The organism is Kineococcus terrestris (genome assembly GCF_041020755.1).
GTDB classification, from domain to species: domain Bacteria; phylum Actinomycetota; class Actinomycetes; order Actinomycetales; family Kineococcaceae; genus Kineococcus; species Kineococcus terrestris.
Genome location: NZ_JBEUEI010000006.1, coordinates 120135 through 136094 on the forward strand (window position 1 = coordinate 120135; position 15960 = coordinate 136094).

At 75.7% G+C, this 15960-nt stretch carries 15 protein-coding genes; 11 read left to right on the plus strand and 4 right to left on the minus strand.

Going from position 1 to position 15960, the window contains the following annotated elements; translation table 11 throughout:
* Positions 1-49: 49 nt before the first annotated feature.
* Positions 50-1381, plus strand: a complete 1332-nt coding sequence (locus AB8M62_RS05910; protein WP_369068934.1) for a lipopolysaccharide biosynthesis protein — start codon at positions 50-52, stop codon at positions 1379-1381.
* An 18-nt stretch (positions 1382-1399) separates the two neighbouring features.
* Here the strand turns inward: AB8M62_RS05910 and AB8M62_RS05915 are convergent, their stop codons facing one another.
* Both AB8M62_RS05915 and AB8M62_RS05920 read right to left on the minus strand, forming a co-directional pair.
* A complete protein-coding gene (locus tag AB8M62_RS05915) occupies positions 1400-3574 on the minus strand; it encodes a glycosyltransferase (protein ID WP_369068935.1) in 2175 nt (724 codons plus the stop codon).
* Positions 3571-4953, minus strand: coding sequence for a glycosyltransferase family 2 protein (locus AB8M62_RS05920; RefSeq protein ID WP_369068936.1), 1383 nt, complete (start codon positions 4951-4953; stop codon positions 3571-3573). The genes AB8M62_RS05915 and AB8M62_RS05920 overlap by 4 nt, the downstream gene beginning before the upstream one ends.
* A gap of 458 nt (positions 4954-5411) precedes the next feature.
* On the opposite strand from AB8M62_RS05920, the gene AB8M62_RS05925 reads away from it, so the two are divergent.
* The 4 genes from AB8M62_RS05925 (at position 5412) to AB8M62_RS05940 (ending at position 8806) form a co-directional block, all read left to right on the plus strand.
* The gene (locus AB8M62_RS05925) at positions 5412-6359 is read left to right on the plus strand and encodes a glycosyltransferase family 2 protein (RefSeq protein WP_369068937.1); all 948 of its coding nucleotides are present in this window, start codon (positions 5412-5414) and stop codon (positions 6357-6359) included.
* Between the two features lie 254 nt (positions 6360-6613).
* The gene (locus tag AB8M62_RS05930) at positions 6614-7090 is read left to right on the plus strand and encodes a hypothetical protein (RefSeq protein WP_369068938.1); all 477 of its coding nucleotides are present in this window, start codon (positions 6614-6616) and stop codon (positions 7088-7090) included.
* 238 nt (positions 7091-7328) lie between these two features.
* Positions 7329-8225 (plus strand): glycosyltransferase family 2 protein, encoded by an 897-nt coding sequence (locus tag AB8M62_RS05935; RefSeq protein ID WP_369068939.1) that lies wholly within the window; start codon positions 7329-7331, stop codon positions 8223-8225.
* Positions 8226-8275: 50 nt separating this feature from the next.
* A complete protein-coding gene (locus tag AB8M62_RS05940; RefSeq protein ID WP_369068940.1) occupies positions 8276-8806 on the plus strand; it encodes a hypothetical protein in 531 nt (176 codons plus the stop codon).
* Positions 8807-8824: 18 nt separating this feature from the next.
* On the opposite strand, the gene ybaK is transcribed toward AB8M62_RS05940, so the two are convergent.
* Both ybaK and AB8M62_RS05950 read right to left on the minus strand, forming a co-directional pair.
* Positions 8825-9337 carry a Cys-tRNA(Pro) deacylase gene (gene ybaK, locus AB8M62_RS05945; protein WP_369068941.1) on the minus strand — a complete coding sequence of 171 codons (513 nt, stop codon included), beginning with the start codon at positions 9335-9337 and terminating at the stop codon, positions 8825-8827.
* Between the two features lie 23 nt (positions 9338-9360).
* Positions 9361-10041, minus strand: a complete 681-nt coding sequence (locus AB8M62_RS05950) for an LON peptidase substrate-binding domain-containing protein (protein WP_369068942.1) — start codon at positions 10039-10041, stop codon at positions 9361-9363.
* A gap of 59 nt (positions 10042-10100) precedes the next feature.
* On the opposite strand from AB8M62_RS05950, the gene AB8M62_RS05955 reads away from it, so the two are divergent.
* The 6 genes from AB8M62_RS05955 to hisB all read left to right on the plus strand — a co-directional run bounded on the left by AB8M62_RS05955 (position 10101) and on the right by hisB (position 15957).
* On the plus strand, positions 10101-11021 hold the full coding sequence (locus tag AB8M62_RS05955) for a PhzF family phenazine biosynthesis protein (RefSeq protein ID WP_369068943.1): 921 nt from the start codon (positions 10101-10103) through the stop codon (positions 11019-11021).
* A 129-nt stretch (positions 11022-11150) separates the two neighbouring features.
* On the plus strand, positions 11151-12464 hold the full coding sequence (gene hisD, locus AB8M62_RS05960; RefSeq protein ID WP_369053651.1) for a histidinol dehydrogenase: 1314 nt from the start codon (positions 11151-11153) through the stop codon (positions 12462-12464).
* Complete coding sequence (locus AB8M62_RS05965) at positions 12461-13024, plus strand: hypothetical protein (protein ID WP_369053487.1); 564 nt, start codon at positions 12461-12463, stop codon at positions 13022-13024. Before hisD ends, AB8M62_RS05965 begins: the two co-directional genes overlap by 4 nt.
* A 90-nt stretch (positions 13025-13114) precedes the next feature.
* Positions 13115-14095, plus strand: coding sequence for a C-terminal binding protein (locus tag AB8M62_RS05970; RefSeq protein ID WP_369053485.1), 981 nt, complete (start codon positions 13115-13117; stop codon positions 14093-14095).
* 129 nt (positions 14096-14224) lie between these two features.
* Positions 14225-15361 (plus strand): histidinol-phosphate transaminase, encoded by a 1137-nt coding sequence (locus AB8M62_RS05975; RefSeq protein WP_373694863.1) that lies wholly within the window; start codon positions 14225-14227, stop codon positions 15359-15361.
* On the plus strand, positions 15358-15957 hold the full coding sequence (gene hisB, locus AB8M62_RS05980; RefSeq protein ID WP_369053483.1) for an imidazoleglycerol-phosphate dehydratase HisB: 600 nt from the start codon (positions 15358-15360) through the stop codon (positions 15955-15957). The genes AB8M62_RS05975 and hisB overlap by 4 nt, the downstream gene beginning before the upstream one ends.
* Positions 15958-15960: the final 3 nt, after the last annotated feature.

Here is a 15960-nt window from a genome sequence, read left to right on the forward strand (position 1 = left end):
CCGGGGGCTGTTGTTCGTCGTGGGGTGGTGCCTCCAGATCGGCAGCTCGGTGGTCATCTCACCCGTCCTGGCCCACGCCCTGGGCCCCGGCCAGTTCGGCGCGCTGTCCTCGGCGATCGCCCTCAACCAGATCCTGATCGTCGTCGCCGTCCTCGGCGCCGACCGCGCCGTCGTGGTCGAGCACAACCAGGACTCCGGCCTCGCGGGCGCGCGGACGCTGCTGGCGCTGAGCGCCGTCGTCGGCACGGCCGTGACGTCCGTCGCGCTGGTCACGGCGGGTGCGTGGACGCCGGTCCTCGGCCTCTCGCAGCACGTCGACGTCGTGTGGCCGGCGGTGCTGTGGACCGCCCCCTCGGCCTTCGTGCAGGTCTGCCTCGCGCTGCTCATGGCGCAGGACCGCCTCCGCGCCTTCACCGTGCTCAACTTCCTCGCGACCGTCGCCTCGCAACTGGTGGGTCTGGTGCTCCTGGGCGCTCGGCCCGGTTCCGCCGCCGCGTACGCGTGGGGAGGGGTCGTCAGCCTGGCGGCGGCTGCCGTGCTCGCGGTCGTGCTGACGCGTCCCACCCTGCGCGGGGTCCGCGCCGAAGGCCTCGTCGCCCGTGCCGTGGCGATCGGGGTGCCCCTGGCGATCGCCGGTCTGTCCACCTTCGTCCTCAACGCCAGCGACCGCCTCATCCTGCAGCGCTGGCTCGGGTCGGAGGAGGTGGGCAGGTACCAGATCGCCTACACGGTCGGTTCGGTCGTCGTCATCCTCATCGGCGCCACGAGCGCCGCGTGGACGGCCGGCCTCAGCGCGATCCGCGACGAGGTCCGGCGGCGCGACGTCCTCGGCACCTCGCGCGACGAGATGGTGGGCATCCTCCTGCCCGTCGTCATCGGTCTCACCTGCGGCGCCCCGGTCGTCCTGTCGGTGGTGGCGCCGCCGTCGTTCCGCACCGACAGCCTGGTGCCCGTCACCTACCTGGTCCTCGTGACGGCCTTCCCGACGATCGTGTCGACCGCCGCCGAGCGCGCGCTCGTCATGGCCCGCAGGAGCCGTCCGATCGCCGTCTCCGTGCTGATCGCCGCGGTGAGCAACGTGGTCCTCAACATCGTGCTCATCGGACCTCTGGGGGTGACGGGGGCCGCGCTGGCCACGGTCGTGGCCTCCGGGCTCCAGGCGGTGTGCCTGTGGTGGTACACCCGTCGCCAGGGGCTCTGGCCCCGCAGCCGCGTGCGCACCGTCCTGGCCGCGGGCGGCACCGTCGCGCTGGGGGGCTGCGCCCTGGCGCTGCCGGCGCTGGGTGTGGACCGCTGGCTCCTGTTCGGGGCGGGGGTCGCGTGCCTGCCGTGGTTCGCCTGGCGGATCAGGCTCGCCCAGCGCCGTGAGCGCGCCGTGTGAGCCGCCGGGTGCCGGCGTTCAGCGCTGCGCGCCGCGGCGGCCGCGCCAGTAGAGCAGCGGGCCGGCCGCCATGCCGCTCAGCTCCCGCGCGAACAGGTCCCGCGGCGGGCGGTCGCCCACCCGGCCGGGGCGGGCGGCCCGCTCGCGCAGGAGGGCCAGCCGGGCCGCTCCGGCGGGAACGCGCTTGAGGACGTCCGTCCTGGTGGTGGGGTCGGCCAGCAGCTTCGCGTAGAACGCGCTCAGGCCGGAGCCGTAGCCGTACACCTGTCGCCGCAGGGCCGCCAGGTCCGCGCGGTGGTAGTGCCACACGACGGCCGAGGGTTCCTGGGCGATGGCTGCTCCTGCGTTGAGCACCCGGACGAACAGGTCCAGGTCCTCGCCGCCGCGGCTGGGCGTACCGGCTCCCAGCGCCTCGTCGAAACCCCCGAGCCGGCGCAGGAGCCGGGTGTCGACGGCGAAGTTCGCGCCGGTGCCGAAACCTCCGGCCGCGTAAGGGAACAGCGGCTCGTCGGCGGGCGCTGAGGAGCGGGCGTGGAGGGCGGGCGGGTGGACCTCCGACCAGGAGACGCGGTCCTCGAACCACGACTCGACGGGGTCCTCGAGCGAAGCCGTGGAGACGAGACCCGTGACGCACCCGACGTCCTCGCGGCGCTGGAAACCGCGGACGAGCGCGTCGACCCACAGGGGGTCCACGCGGCAGTCGTCGTCGGTGAACGCCAGGACGTCCCCCTCCGCTTCCCGCAGGGCCCGGTTGCGCGCCCGCGAGAGCCCGGGCGCCGGTTCCCGGACGTAGCGGACGCGGGGGTCGACGCGCGCCACCCGCTGCACGACCTCGCGCGTGCTGTCGTCGCGAGGAGCGTTGTCGACGACGAGGACCTCCAGGTCGGCGTAGGTGAGGCCCGTCAGGGAGGTGAGGCAGCGCTCGAGCTCCCGGGGGCGCTGACGGGTGCACACCGCCACGGTCACCCGCCGGTCGGCGGGGACGGCCGCCAGGGGAGTGCTCTCGCCGGACTCCGCCCGCTGCCGGGCCGCCGGCGTCAGCTGCCGCTCGAGCTCCTCGAGGCGGGGAGCGCTCCCACCCGGGGCGGTGGCGTAGCCCAGCACCTCGCCGCGGGACCTCAGCAGGAGGCGCAGCGACGCCGCGCCGGGCGGCGGAGCGGGAACACCCGCCTGCCCCCGCGTCAGCTCCACCTCACCGCACGCCACGGGCAGCTGCTCGCGACGAGCTCCGGCCCCCTGGTCCGGCGTGCCGGCACCCCGGGCGGCGGTCAGCAGCCCGTACGCGTACCCCGCGGCGGTCGTGCCGAAGCCGGCGACGACGGCGGCCGCCTGGGCCCCGGCGTCGAGGTCGCCGTGCCGCGCGGCGCGCGCGACCCCCCTCGCGACGGCCGCGGGGAGGACGCGCGTCGAGTAGGCGCGCTCCGACGAGAGCGCACCGTCGGTGCCGACGACCCGGGCCACGAGGGCCTTCGAGTACCCCTCCCAGAAGCAGCGGCGGAGGAAGTACCGCCCGGTCGTGCGCTCGGCTGTCACCCGGTGGTGGACCACGGCCGCCGGTTCGAGCAGGATGCGCGCGCCGGGTGACAGCCGCCGCATGCGGATGGACAGCTCCGTCTCCTCGCACCCCACGGGGTGCTTGCCCACCCGGCCGATGCCCGAGGTGAAACCGCCCGCGTCCAGGACGGACGACCGTCGCAGAGCCATGGTGGCGCCGATGGGGTTGCGGATCTCCGCGACGTGCCGCGGCAGTCCCTCGTAGCTGCACCCGACGACCCACAGGAAGGACTCGGGGAGCCAACCGGGGCGGGTGGACCCCCTCCACTGCGGGACGGCCCACCCGCCCACGCCGATCACCGAGGGGTCCTCGAAGGGGGTGGTGCTCCGCTGCACCCAGTCGTCGGAGGGGACGGCGTCGTCGTCGAGGAAGAGCAGGAGGTCGGCGGAGGCTTCGGCGGCACCCGTGTTCCGCGCTCCGGAGAGCCCGCGCTCGAGCCTGTTCGGGACGACCGTGGCCGCCGTCAGGGTGGCGCGGGCGCGTCGCAGCAGGGCGTCGTTGTGGTCGATGACGACGACGACCTCGTCCGGGGGCAGGGTCTGCCGCTGCAGCGCCCGGTACCCGTCGAGCAGGTCACCCCAGCGCTCCTCGGTGTAGGCGCAGACCACGACCGCTGTCGTCGTGCGCGAACCCGTCATCGACGTTCCTCCTGTCCTCGCGCCGCGGCCGTCGCCACGGTCACCGACTCCACCGCGTCCGCCCCGACCGCCGTACGCGCCGCGCGGCGGCTGCGCAGGTACGCGCCCGGTCCGGCGCGCAGGCCCTCCGCCTCGACCCGTGCGAGCTCGTGCAGCTCGGCGCCGTCGTCATCCGCCGGGGGCGGTGCTGCGGTGGCCGCGCGCGCACCCGCGAGCTTGCGCAGCCCGGCCGTCGGCGCGGTGCAGCCGAGCGCCAGCAGGTGGCGGGGGTCCTGCAGGACCAGGGAGGTGATCATCGCGGTGAAGCCCACGCCCCCGCCGCGCACCTGCTCGCGCAGCGCTCGGTCCGAGCGCCGGTGCCGGTGGTGCGCGACGGCCCGCGGCTCGTACGCGACGGTGCCTCCCCGGTAGAGGACCTGGACCAGGACGCGCAGGTCCTCTCCGCCGCACGAGGGGGTCCCCGTCCCGAGCGCCGGGTCGAACCCGCCCAGCGCCACCAGGACGTCCCGGCGGAAGGCCATGCTCGAGCCGCTGCCGTACGCCCCGACGCCGTAGGCGGTCAGCGAGCTGACGCCCGCGCCACCGCGAGGGGTCCGCACGCGCAACCGCGGATCGATCCACTTGCCGGCACCGGCCCGCAGCCGGACGTCGTGGGCCTCGAGCACCCTCGGCGCACCGGCGCCGCCGTAGTGGAGCTCGTAGCGCTGCTGCGCGGGGGTGACGAGCTCGCTCGGCACGACCAGGCCGGTGGCCGCGTGCACCTCGGGGGAGGAGTCGAGCCGCTGCACGAGGGCGGTGAGCCACCCCCGGTCGACGCGCACGTCGTCGTCCGTGAAGGCGACCACTCGCCCGGTGGCGGCTGCGAGGCCCGCGTTGCGCGCGGCCCCCACGCCCGGTCGCGCCTCGCGCACCACGCGGACGCGGGGAAGGCCGGCCACGAGGTCGGGCAGCGCATCGGCCGCAGGGGCTTCCGGCCGGTTGTCGACCACCACGACGTCGTGGTCGTCGTGGTCCAGCTGAGCGATGCTCTCCAGGCACGCTCTCAGGCCACCGGGCCGCCGGACGGCGGTCGCGACGACGACCGTGGCGCTGGACAGCGGTGCGCGGCACGTCAGGACGGGGGACGTCCGGGGTCGGGGGCCGGGCGACATCTCCCGGACGCGGCGGGTCACGTCGTCCCGGTCGAGGGGCAGCGGGGCGCGGGGGATGACGCCCAGGGGCGTGCCCCGGACGGTCACCAGCACCCACGCGGTGCGGCAGTGGTGGTCGTCGGTGCGGGTGGCTGCCCGGACCGCTCGGTGCACGCTGTCCACCACGTCCGCGGTGTCCGCGGTCGGCGCGTCGGCCGTCGCGACCAGCACGGCGCTGTCTGCCTGCACCGGTCGTCCTCCTCCTCGCTGTGTCGAACGGGTGGGGCGGCCGGAACCCTGCGCCGGCCGCCGGGTCGGAGGGGCGGACCGATCGTAGGACGGGAGCGGCTTCCGCTCGCGCCGGTCGCGCCGCGCGGGTACGTGTCATACCTGAGCGTCACTGTTTAGCACTCTCGGTAGCAAATGCGCGGGCAGAGGTGCGGAGAACCCCCGTGAGGACTAGTCACAGCGGACTACGGACCCATCTCTTGTGATGAATTGGTGCTCGTCGTGTAGCCACGTGTGCCAGCAGGTCGTTAGAGTCTCACTCAGCTCCTGGATCCCCAGCGGGGTGGGTCTGCACGGGTCTTCTGCAGGGGCTGACATCGGGTGAGCTGTGATCCGTCGGGCGTCCTTGGTCGCCGTGGCCCGGCGGGGAGCGAGAGGCGAAACCGGGCCCCTGACCGTTCGAGCACCGGGGGAGCGCCATGTCCGAGAACGAGGCTGTCGTCACTGCGCCGCGCGTGAGCGTGGTCGTCCCGACCTACAACGAGGCGGCGAACCTGCCGCACGTGTTCGCGCTGCTGCCCGAGGACCTGCACGAGGTCATCGTCGTGGACGGTCGCTCCACCGACGGGACCATCGAGACCGCCAAGGCGCTGCGCCCGGACGTGAAGATCGTCCTGCAGAACCGCCGCGGCAAGGGCAACGCGATGGCCTGCGGTTTCGCCGCCGTCACCGGTGACGTCATCGTCATGCTGGACGCCGACGGTTCGGCGCACCCGGGCGAGATCGAGCGCTACGTGGCCGCGCTGACGGCCGGCGCGCACTTCGCCAAGGGCAGCCGCTTCATCGCCGGTGGGGGCAGCACCGACATCACCCGCCTGCGCAAGGTGGGCAACTGGGGCCTGAACCTCGTGGCGAACGTGCTGTTCGGCACCCGCTACACCGACCTGTGCTACGGCTACAACGCCTTCTGGACGCAGTGCCTGCAGGTGCTGGAGCTGGACCCCTCGGGGGAGAGCAGGGACGAGAAGCGCTGGGGCGACGGGTTCGAGATCGAGACGCTCATCAACACGCGGATCGCGAAGTCGAAGCTGACGATCACCGAGGTGCCCAGCTTCGAGCACCCGCGCATCCACGGCGAGTCGAACCTGAACACCTTCCGCGACGGCTTCCGGGTGCTGACCGCCCTGGTCGTCGAGCGGCTGCGCAAGCCGGTCCGGGTGCCGGTGCGCATCCCCGTGCAGGCCGTCCACGCCACCCGTCACGGTGTCGTCCCCGTGGTGGCTCCCGTCGTCGACATCGCCGCTGTGGAGCAGACGTTGCGGAACGCACCCGCGCCGGTGCCGGCGGCGGACGTCCTCACCCCGGCTGAGCAGGTCCCGGTGGTCATCGACCTCACTGACGCGCGCAGGCACGCCAGCACCCGCTGAACCACCGGGCCGCCCGGACGGGGACGGTCCGTCGCTCCGGCGGGGGGTCGTCCCGGGGCTTCGCCCGCACCTTCACGGGGTGCCCGGTGCCGTGACACACTGTGCCCTGAGATCACTCGACGCCCTGCGACCTATGAGGGGGTCGTCCGGTGTGGGGTACCGGCGGAGGAACGGGACGGCGGCGTCGCCGGCGCGCTGCGACCGTGCGCCACCGAGCCGTGAGGACTCTGACGGAGCGCTGCGGTTGGTCGGTCGTGCCGCTCCTCTACCTCCAGCGCGAGCTCCCGGTGCCGGAGCTCCTGGAGGCCCACCAGGTGGGAGTGGAGATCGCCGTCGAGGGGGTGCGAGCGGGGCGGGGTGCGCTCGTCACCACCGTGCTCGTCCGCTCCCGCGAGACGGACGCCGACGTCCCGGTGCTCCTGGTGTCCGTCGAGCTGCGGCCCGCGGCCCGGGAGCAGAGCTGGACGGTGCGGTCCGCGGTGCGGGGCAGCGCCGCACCGGTGGACGGGCGGCTGCCGTCGCACGTGTCGGCGCCGGAGCTGGCAGCCCGTGGGGCCCTCCCGCCCCTCGGGTCCTTGACCGCGGCCGGAGGCCGGCTGACCGCGTGCGTCGCCCTCCAGCACGAGCAGGACGACCGGGTCCTGCTCAGGCTGCTCGAGGAACTCCTGGAACGGGTGGAACTCGCAGCCGTCACCGTGGAGGGACCGCCCCGGCCGCGGGAACTCCCCTGACGAGCTGCTGCGGCACCCGCTCGTCCGGACGGGTGCATCGAGTGCTGATCGTGTGACTGTCAGTTTCCTCAAGAACTACCGTTCTCGCAGTTCCTCCGCCACCGGTGCAACGCGCCGGTGAACGTGCGAGGAAGCATCGGGTGAGCTGTGATCCGTCGGGCGTCCTTGGTCGCCGTGGCCCGGCGGGGAGCGAGAGGCGAAACCGGGCCCCTGACCGTTCGAGCACCGGGGGAGCGCCATGTCCGAGAACGAGGCTGTCGTCACTGCGCCGCGCGTGAGCGTGGTCGTCCCGACCTACAACGAGGCGGCGAACCTGCCGCACGTGTTCGCGCTGCTGCCCGAGGACCTGCACGAGGTCATCGTCGTGGACGGTCGCTCCACCGACGGGACCATCGAGACCGCCAAGGCGCTGCGCCCGGACGTGAAGATCGTCCTGCAGAACCGCCGCGGCAAGGGCAACGCGATGGCCTGCGGTTTCGCCGCCGTCACCGGTGACGTCATCGTCATGCTGGACGCCGACGGTTCGGCGCACCCGGGCGAGATCGAGCGCTACGTGGCCGCGCTGACGGCCGGCGCGCACTTCGCCAAGGGCAGCCGCTTCATCGCCGGTGGGGGCAGCACCGACATCACCCGCCTGCGCAAGGTGGGCAACTGGGGCCTGAACCTCGTGGCGAACGTGCTGTTCGGCACCCGCTACACCGACCTGTGCTACGGCTACAACGCCTTCTGGACGCAGTGCCTGCAGGTGCTGGAGCTGGACCCCTCGGGGGAGAGCAGGGACGAGAAGCGCTGGGGCGACGGGTTCGAGATCGAGACGCTCATCAACACGCGGATCGCGAAGTCGAAGCTGACGATCACCGAGGTGCCCAGCTTCGAGCACCCGCGCATCCACGGCGAGTCGAACCTGAACACCTTCCGCGACGGCTTCCGGGTGCTGACCGCCCTGGTCGTCGAGCGGCTGCGCAAGCCGGTCCGGGTGCCGGTGCGCATCCCGTCCCAGGTGCCGGCCGCCGAGCTCGCGCCCCTCGTCGACGTCGCCTCCGTGGAGCGGGCGCTGCAGGCCGCCGCGCCTGCTGAGCGGGCTGCACGGGTCGTCGACCTGACCGCGGTCGAGGAGCGCACCGCGAGCCTCTGAACCGCCGGCACTGCGCGGCACCGGCGCGCGGGCACCCGTAGGGTCCTGGGGTGAGCGATCACCTCGGACCCGCGGCCCCTGCGGAGGGCCGGCCGGCCGCGGCAGCGCCCCAGCGCTCGCGCGCGGACGGCCGCCGTCCGCTCGTCCTGCTGCTCCTGGGCCAGGCCGTGACCGGCCTGCTGCTGGGCGTGGCGTGGTGGGCGCTGGCCCGCACCCCGCCGGGGTGGCTCGTCGGAGAGCCCGTCGTCGCCACCCCGGCGGCGCTGCAGGTGGCCCGCGACGGCTCCTTCGCGGTGCTCACCGGGCTCGCCGGTGTCCTCGTCGGCGTGCTCGTCCTGCGCACGGCCCGCCCCGCGCCACTGGCGACCCTGCTGACCGCCGTGGCCGGCGCCCTGGCCGGTGCGCTCCTGGCGGCGGGGACGGGCAGCGCCCTGCCGCCGGCGGACCCCGCGGACCCGGCGCACGTGGGCCTGCTGGCGTGGGGCGTCGTCCTCGTCCAGCCGTTCGCCGCGGCGGCGGTCGTCGCGCTGGTCACGCTGGCCTCGGCCGTCGGCGACTGGGTGCGCCGACCGGAGGGCTGAGACGCCCGGGCGAGGAGGTCAGCGGGCGACGTCCGCCAGCGTCGCGCCCGTCAGCCGCACCAGGTCCTCCGGCGCCAGCTCCACCTGCAGCCCCCGCCGTCCCGCGCTGACCAGCACGGTCGCGAACCCCGCGGCGGAGGCGTCCACCACCGTCGGCAGCGGTGTGCGCTGCCCGAGCGGGCTGATGCCGCCCAGGACGTAGCCGCTGGAGCGCTGCGCGCGCGCCGGGTCGGCCATCGCCGCCCGCTTGCCGCCGGCCGCCGCGGCGAGCGCCTTGAGGTCCAGGCTGCGGGGCACGGGGACGACGGCGACGACGAGGCGGCCGTCCACGTCGGCCACGAGCGTCTTGAACACCTGCTCGGCGACGACGTCGAGGCCGCCGGCGCGCAGCGCCCGCACGGCCTCCTCGCCGTAGGCGTGCTCGTCCGCCGCGTGCGCGTAGGGGCGCGCGGTGTGCGCCACCCCCGCCGCCACCAGCGCCGCCAGCGCCGGGGTGGCGGCCTCCGGCGCCCGTCCGCCCCGCTTGGCCACGCCGCTCCTCCCGCAGTCCGGTCTCAGTTGGGGTTGGCCGGCGGGCCGGGCAGCTCGGTGGCCGGGACCGCGCCGAGCGCCCTCACCAGTCCCAGTTCGCGGCGCAGCAGCGCCAGCTCGGCGCGCAGCCGCGAGGCGGTGTCCGGCTCCTCCAGCAGCTCCTGGCGCTGCGGCACCTGCAGCACCATCGCGGCGGCCACGAGGTACGACAGCACGGACGGGTCCTCGGGGACCGCGGAGCCGCCGATGTCGAGGGCCTCGCGGTACTGGTCGAAGCGGGTGGCCACGCCCTGCGCGAGGGCGGCGACGTCGGCGTCGTCCTCCAGGTCCTCCTCGTCCTGCCCGAACGGCTCCACCAGCCCGGTCAGGTACGGGGTGCCGGCCTCCTCGTCGATGCCGAGCAGGCGGAAGCGGGTCGCCCCCACGGTGACCACCTCGTAGCGGCCGTCGTCCAGCTCGGTGACCTCCCGCAGCAGGGCCAGGCAGCCGACCTCGTGCAGGGCCTGCGCGTTGCCCGTGCCCACCTCGTGCCCGGCCTTGATGGCCACCACCCCGAAGCCCTGCGGCGTCCCGTCCTCCGCCTCGCCGGCGGCCACGAGGTCCTGCACGAGCAGCCGGTAGCGCGGCTCGAAGACGTTCAGCGGCAGCACGAGACCGGGGAACAGCACGCTGCCCAGGGGGAACAGCGGCAGGCGTCGCATCACGCGGCTCACCCTAGGGGGACGTCCGCCGCGCGCCGCGGAGCCGGGCCTAGGCTCGCGCCGTGACCACCCCGCCGGGCGCCCCGACCACCTCCCCGAGCGCCTCCCCGAGCGCCTCCGCGAGCGCCTCCGGGGCGACCGTGCGGCTGCGCACCGTCGACGCGTTCACCGACCGCCCGTTCTCCGGCAACCCGGCCGCCGTCGTCGTCCTGGACGCCGGCCACCCGCGCGCCGGCGACGAGGCGTGGATGCGCGGGGTGGCCGCGGAGCTGAACCTGTCCGAGACGGCGTTCGCCGTGCGCGGCGGGGCGCCCGGCCGCTACGGCCTGCGCTGGTTCACGCCCACCGTCGAGGTGGACCTGTGCGGGCACGCGACCCTGGCCGCCGCGCACGTCCTGCACGCCGACGGCGAGACCGGCCCCTACGTCTTCGCCACCCGCAGCGGCGACCTGCGCGCCGAGGTGGGCGACGGCGGGGTGGTGCTGGACCTGCCCGCGAAGCCCGTCGCGCCGGTGGACCCCGCCGGCCCGGGCGCCGACCTCGCGGACCGGCTCGCCGCGGCGCTCGCGGTGCGCGTCGAGGTGTGCGCGCGCGGCGGCGACGACGTGCTGGTGGAGGTCGCCGACGAGGAGACCGTCCGCGCGCTGGTGCCCGACCTGGCGGCGCTGGCGGCGATCGACGCCCGCGGGGTCGTCGTGACGGCCGCGGCCGCCCCCCGCCCGGTGGCGGAGGACGCCGCGCTGGCCGCGCCCGACGTCGTCTCGCGCTTCTTCGGCCCGCGCGTCGGGGTGGCGGAGGACCCGGTGACCGGCAGCGCCCACTGCGCCCTGGCGCCGTACTGGGCGCCGCGGCTGGGCCGCACCCGCTTCACCGCCCACCAGGTCTCCCCGCGCGGCGGCGTCCTCGAGGTCGAGCTGCGCGGCGACCGCGTGCTGCTGACCGGCCGCGCGGTGACCGTCCTGGACGCGCAGCTGCTCGCCTGAGCCGCACCGCCCGCGGGGGTCCGCCGGGCTCGGCCGCCGCGTCCCGGCGCCGTAGACTGCCGCCCCGTGACGAGCCCCGCGACGACCCCCGCACCGGCTCCGGCGGCCCCCGCCGCCGGTCCGGCCCCGCTGCGCCGGATCGACCTGCGCGGGCAGCACCTGGACGCCGCCTCCCTGCGCACCGTCGTGCCCCGCGCCGGCGTCGACGTGGCCAGCGCCCTGGCCGTGGTCGCCCCCATCTGCGAGGACGTGCGCGCCCGCGGCACCGCCGCCCTGCGCGAGCTGACCCGCCGCTTCGACGGCGTCGACGTGCCGGACCCGCGGGTGCCGGCGGCCGTCCTGGCGCGGGCGCTGGAGGAGCTGGACCCCGGCGTGCGCGCCGCCCTGGAGGAGAGCGTGCGCCGGGCCCGCCTCGTGCACGCCGACCAGCGCCGCACCGAGACCACCACCCGCCTGGCGAGCGGGGCCAGCGTCACCGAGCGCTGGGTGCCGGTGGGCCGCGTCGGGCTGTACGTGCCCGGCGGGCGCGCGGTGTACCCGTCCAGCGTCGTGATGAACGTCGTCCCCGCCCAGGAGGCCGGGGTCGCCTCGATCGCGGTCGCCTCGCCCGCCCAGCGCGAGCACGGCGGCCTGCCGCACCCCACGATCCTCGCCGCCTGCGCCCTGCTGGGCGTGCAGGAGGTGTACGCGGTCGGCGGCGCGCAGGCCGTGGCGATGTTCGCCTACGGCGCCCGCGACGAGGACGGCGCGCTCGCCGTCGAGCCCGTGGACGTCGTCACCGGACCGGGCAACGTGTACGTGGCCTCCGCCAAGCGGTACGTGCAGGGCGTCGTCGGCATCGACTCCGAGGCCGGGCCCACCGAGATCGCCGTCCTGGCCGACGACACCGCCGACGCCGACCACGTGGCCGCCGACCTCGTCAGCCAGGCCGAGCACGACCCGATGGCCGCCGCGGTCCTCGTCACCGACTCCGAGGCGCTGGCCGACGCCGTCGACGCCGCCCTGGCCGTGCGGGTGCCGGCCGCCCGGCACGCCGAGCGCATCGCGCAGGCCCTGGGCGGTGAGCAGTCCGCCGTCGTCCTCGTCGACGACGTCGAGGCGGGCTTGGCGGTCGTCGACGCCTACGCCGCCGAGCACCTGGAGGTGCAGACCGCCGACGCCCGCGCGGTGGCCGCGCGGGTGCGCGGCGCCGGCGCCGTCTTCGTCGGCCCGCACTCGCCGGTGTCGCTGGGCGACTACTGCGCCGGCTCCAACCACGTCCTGCCCACCGGGGGGACGGCGCTGCACACCGGGGGGCTGAGCGTGCAGACGTTCCTGCGCGGCGTCCACGTCGTCGACTACGACGAGCCGGCCCTGCGCGAGGTCGCCGCCCACGTGGTGGCCCTGGCCGAGGCCGAGGACCTGCCCGCGCACGGCGCGGCCGTCACGGCGCGGTTCGCGTGAGCGGCGACGAGCGGGACGGGACCCCCGGCGGCCCCGGCGGCCCCGGGGACCGCGAGCACCCCGACCTGCCGGACCTGCCGGAGGGGGAGTCGTTCGACCTCGACGCCCTCGACGAGGAGTTCGCCCGCGAGTTCGGCCCGAAGCCGCCGAAGGCCGCCGTGCTCGTCGTGCCCGCCACCAACGCCCGCAAGCTGGCCGAGGTGTGCACCCTCGCCGACGTGCACGCCTGGGTCGTGCCCGTGCGCGGCCTGGGCTGCGCGCTCGTGGCCCAGGACCCCGCCACGGGCGAGCGGGACGCCGAGGCCCTGTCCACCGTGCTGCGCGGCGCCGAGCTGGTCCTGCTGCTGCGCGGCGAGGAGTCCATCGACGGGCAGACCTGGCGCGACGGGCAGCGCGGGGAGGACCCGCGCGCGGGGCTGCTCCTGTCGGTGTGGCCGGACACGGTGCAGCGGCTCGTCCTCGGCTCCCTCGACCCGGCCGAGGCCGGCGGCGTCGCCGGCGGCGACGGCTCCAAGGCCGGCGCGTTCTGGAAGCTGTTCAAGGGCCGCCGGGAGGGCTGAGCCCCGGCGGGCGCTCCGGCGCCGTCCTGCGGGAGGCTGGTCCCGCGCCGGCGCACCCCGGCCGGCGCCCGTCGAGCGGCCGGAGGACCCGTGCGGATCGTCATCACCGACATCGACCAGGACTCGGTCGAGCCCGAGCGCGAGGTCGCCGCCGCCGCGGGCGCCGAGCTCGTCGTCGCCCGGGCGAGCAGCCCCGCCGAGCTGGCCGAGCAGGCCGCCGGCGCGGACGGCCTCGTCGTGCAGTACGCGCGGATCGACGCCGCCCTCCTGGACGCCCTGCCCACCGTGCGGGCCGTCGGGCGCTACGGCGTCGGCGTGGACACGGTCGACGTCGAGGCGTGCACCGCGCGCGGGGTCGCGGTGTGCAACGTGCCCGACTACGGCACCGAGGCCGTCTCCGACCACGCGATCGCCCTCGCGCTGGCCGCCGCGCGGCGCATCCCGTGGATGGACCGCGGCGTGCGCGCGGGCACGGGCGGCCTGGAGGCGGTCCGTCCCCTGCACGGGTTCGGCGGCCGCGTCTTCGGCGTCCTCGGCCTCGGCCTCATCGGCGCGGCGACCGCCCGCAAGGCCGCCGGTCTGGGCTACCGGGTCCTCGGCGTGGACGCCCGCCACGAGCCCGGGACCACGGTCGCGGGCGTGGAGGTCGTCGAGCTGGCGCAGCTGCTGCGGCGCGCGCACGTGGTGTCGGTGCACGTGCCGCTGACCCCGGCCACCCACCACCTGCTGGGCGCCTCGGAGCTCGCCCTGCTCGGCCCGGACGCCGTCCTCGTCAACACCAGCCGCGGCGGGGTCGTCGACACCGGCGCCCTCGTCGAGGCGCTGCGCGCGGGCCGGCTGCACGGGGCGGGCCTGGACGTCTTCGAGACCGAGCCGCTGCCGGCCGGGCACCCCCTCACCGAGCTGGACCAGGTGGTCCTCACCCCGCACCTGGCCTGGTACACCGAGGAGTCCTACGGCGAGCTGAAGCGGCGCACCGTGCAGAACGTCGTCGACGTCCTGTCCGGGCGCGGCAGCCCGCACGTGCTCAACCCGGGGGCGCTGCGCGGGAGCGGTGACGCCGGCGCGTGAGCGCCGCCCCGGCCGTCCCGGGGGCGCCGCGCGGTCTGGGAGACTGGCGCCGTGACGACCGACACCTCGCCGGGCGCGCCCACCGGCCCGGGCACCGGCACCTCGCCGGCGCCCGCGGCGGCCACGACCCTGGCCGACCTGCCCCTGCGCGACGACCTGCGCGGGGAGGAGCCGTACGGCGCCCCGCAGCTGGACGTGCCCGTCGTCCTCAACGTCAACGAGAACCCGCACCCCGTCCCGCAGGTCGTCGTGGACGACGTGGCGGCCGCCGTGGCGCGCGCGGCCACCGGCCTGAACCGCTACCCCGACCGGGAGTTCCTCGACCTGCGCGCCGACCTGTCCGCGTTCCTGCGCACCGAGTCCGGCGCCGAGCTCGTGCCCGAGCAGGTGTGGGCCGCCAACGGCTCCAACGAGGTCATGCTGCACGTGCTGCAGGCGTTCGGCGGTCCTGGCCGCACGGCGCTCAGCTTCGCCCCGACGTACTCCATGTACCCGGAGTACGCGCGCGACACCCTCACCGGCTGGGTCGCGGGCCGGCGCGCGGAGGACTTCACCCTCGACGTCGCGCACGTGCGCGAGCAGGTCGCCCGGCACCGCCCGTCGGTGGTGCTGCTGGCCAGCCCGAACAACCCCACCGGCACCGCCCTGCCGCTGGCCACCGTCGAGGCCGTCCTCGACGCCGTGCGAGAACTGCCCGGCGGCGCGGTCGTCGTCGTCGACGAGGCGTACGGGGAGTTCCGCCGCGCCGGGGTGCCCAGCGCGCTGGAGCTGCTGCCGCAGCACGGCAACCTCGCGGTCAGCCGCACCATGAGCAAGGCGTTCTCGCTGGCCGGTGCCCGCGTCGGCTACCTGGCCGCCTCGACCGCGTTCGTCGACGCGCTCCGGGTGGTCCGCCTTCCCTACCACCTGTCGGCGGTCACTCAGGCCGTGGCCCGGACGGCGCTGGCCCACTCGCAGCTCCTGCTGGGCCGCGTGGACGAGCTGCGCGCGCGCCGCGACGAGACGGTGGACGTGCTGCGGCGCAAGGGGTTCCAGGTCGCCGACAGCGACGCGAACTTCGTCCTGTTCGGCCGCTTCGCCGACCGGCACGCGGTGTGGCGGGGGTTGCTGGAGCGCGGCGTCCTGATCCGCGAGACCGGCCCGGACGGCTGGCTGCGCGTGAGCGTGGGCACGGAGCGGGAGATGACGGCGTTCCAGGACGCCCTGGACGAGGTGACGGGCCGGCCGGAGGGCCGGCTCGCGGACAGCACGGGAGGACAGCGGTGAGCCGCACGGCGCGCGTGGAGCGGACGACCTCGGAGTCGAGCGTCCTGGTCGAGCTCGACCTGGACGGCACGGGCCGCACGAGCATCGACACGACGGTGCCGTTCTACGACCACGTCCTGACGGCGCTGGGCAAGCACTCCCTCGTCGACCTGACGGTGCGCGCGAAGGGCGACACCCACATCGACGTGCACCACACCGTCGAGGACACCGCCATCGTCCTCGGGCAGGCGTTCCGGCAGGCGCTGGGCGACAAGAGCGGCATCCGCCGCTTCGCCGACGCCACCGTCCCGCTGGACGAGGCGCTGGCCCACGTCGTCGTCGACGTCTCCGGCCGCCCGTACTGCGTGCACTCGGGCGAGCCGGCCGGTCAGGAGCTGCACCTCATCGGCGGGCACTTCACCGGCTCGCTGACCCGGCACGTGCTGGAGAGCTTCGCCTTCCACGCCCAGATCGCCCTGCACGTGCGCGTGCTGGCCGGCCGCGACCCCCACCACGTCGTCGAGGCGCAGTTCAAGGCGCTCGCGCGCGCCCTGCGCTACGCCGTCGAGCCCGATCCGCGCGTGCAGGGAGTGCCGTCGACCAAGGGCGCGTTGTGACCG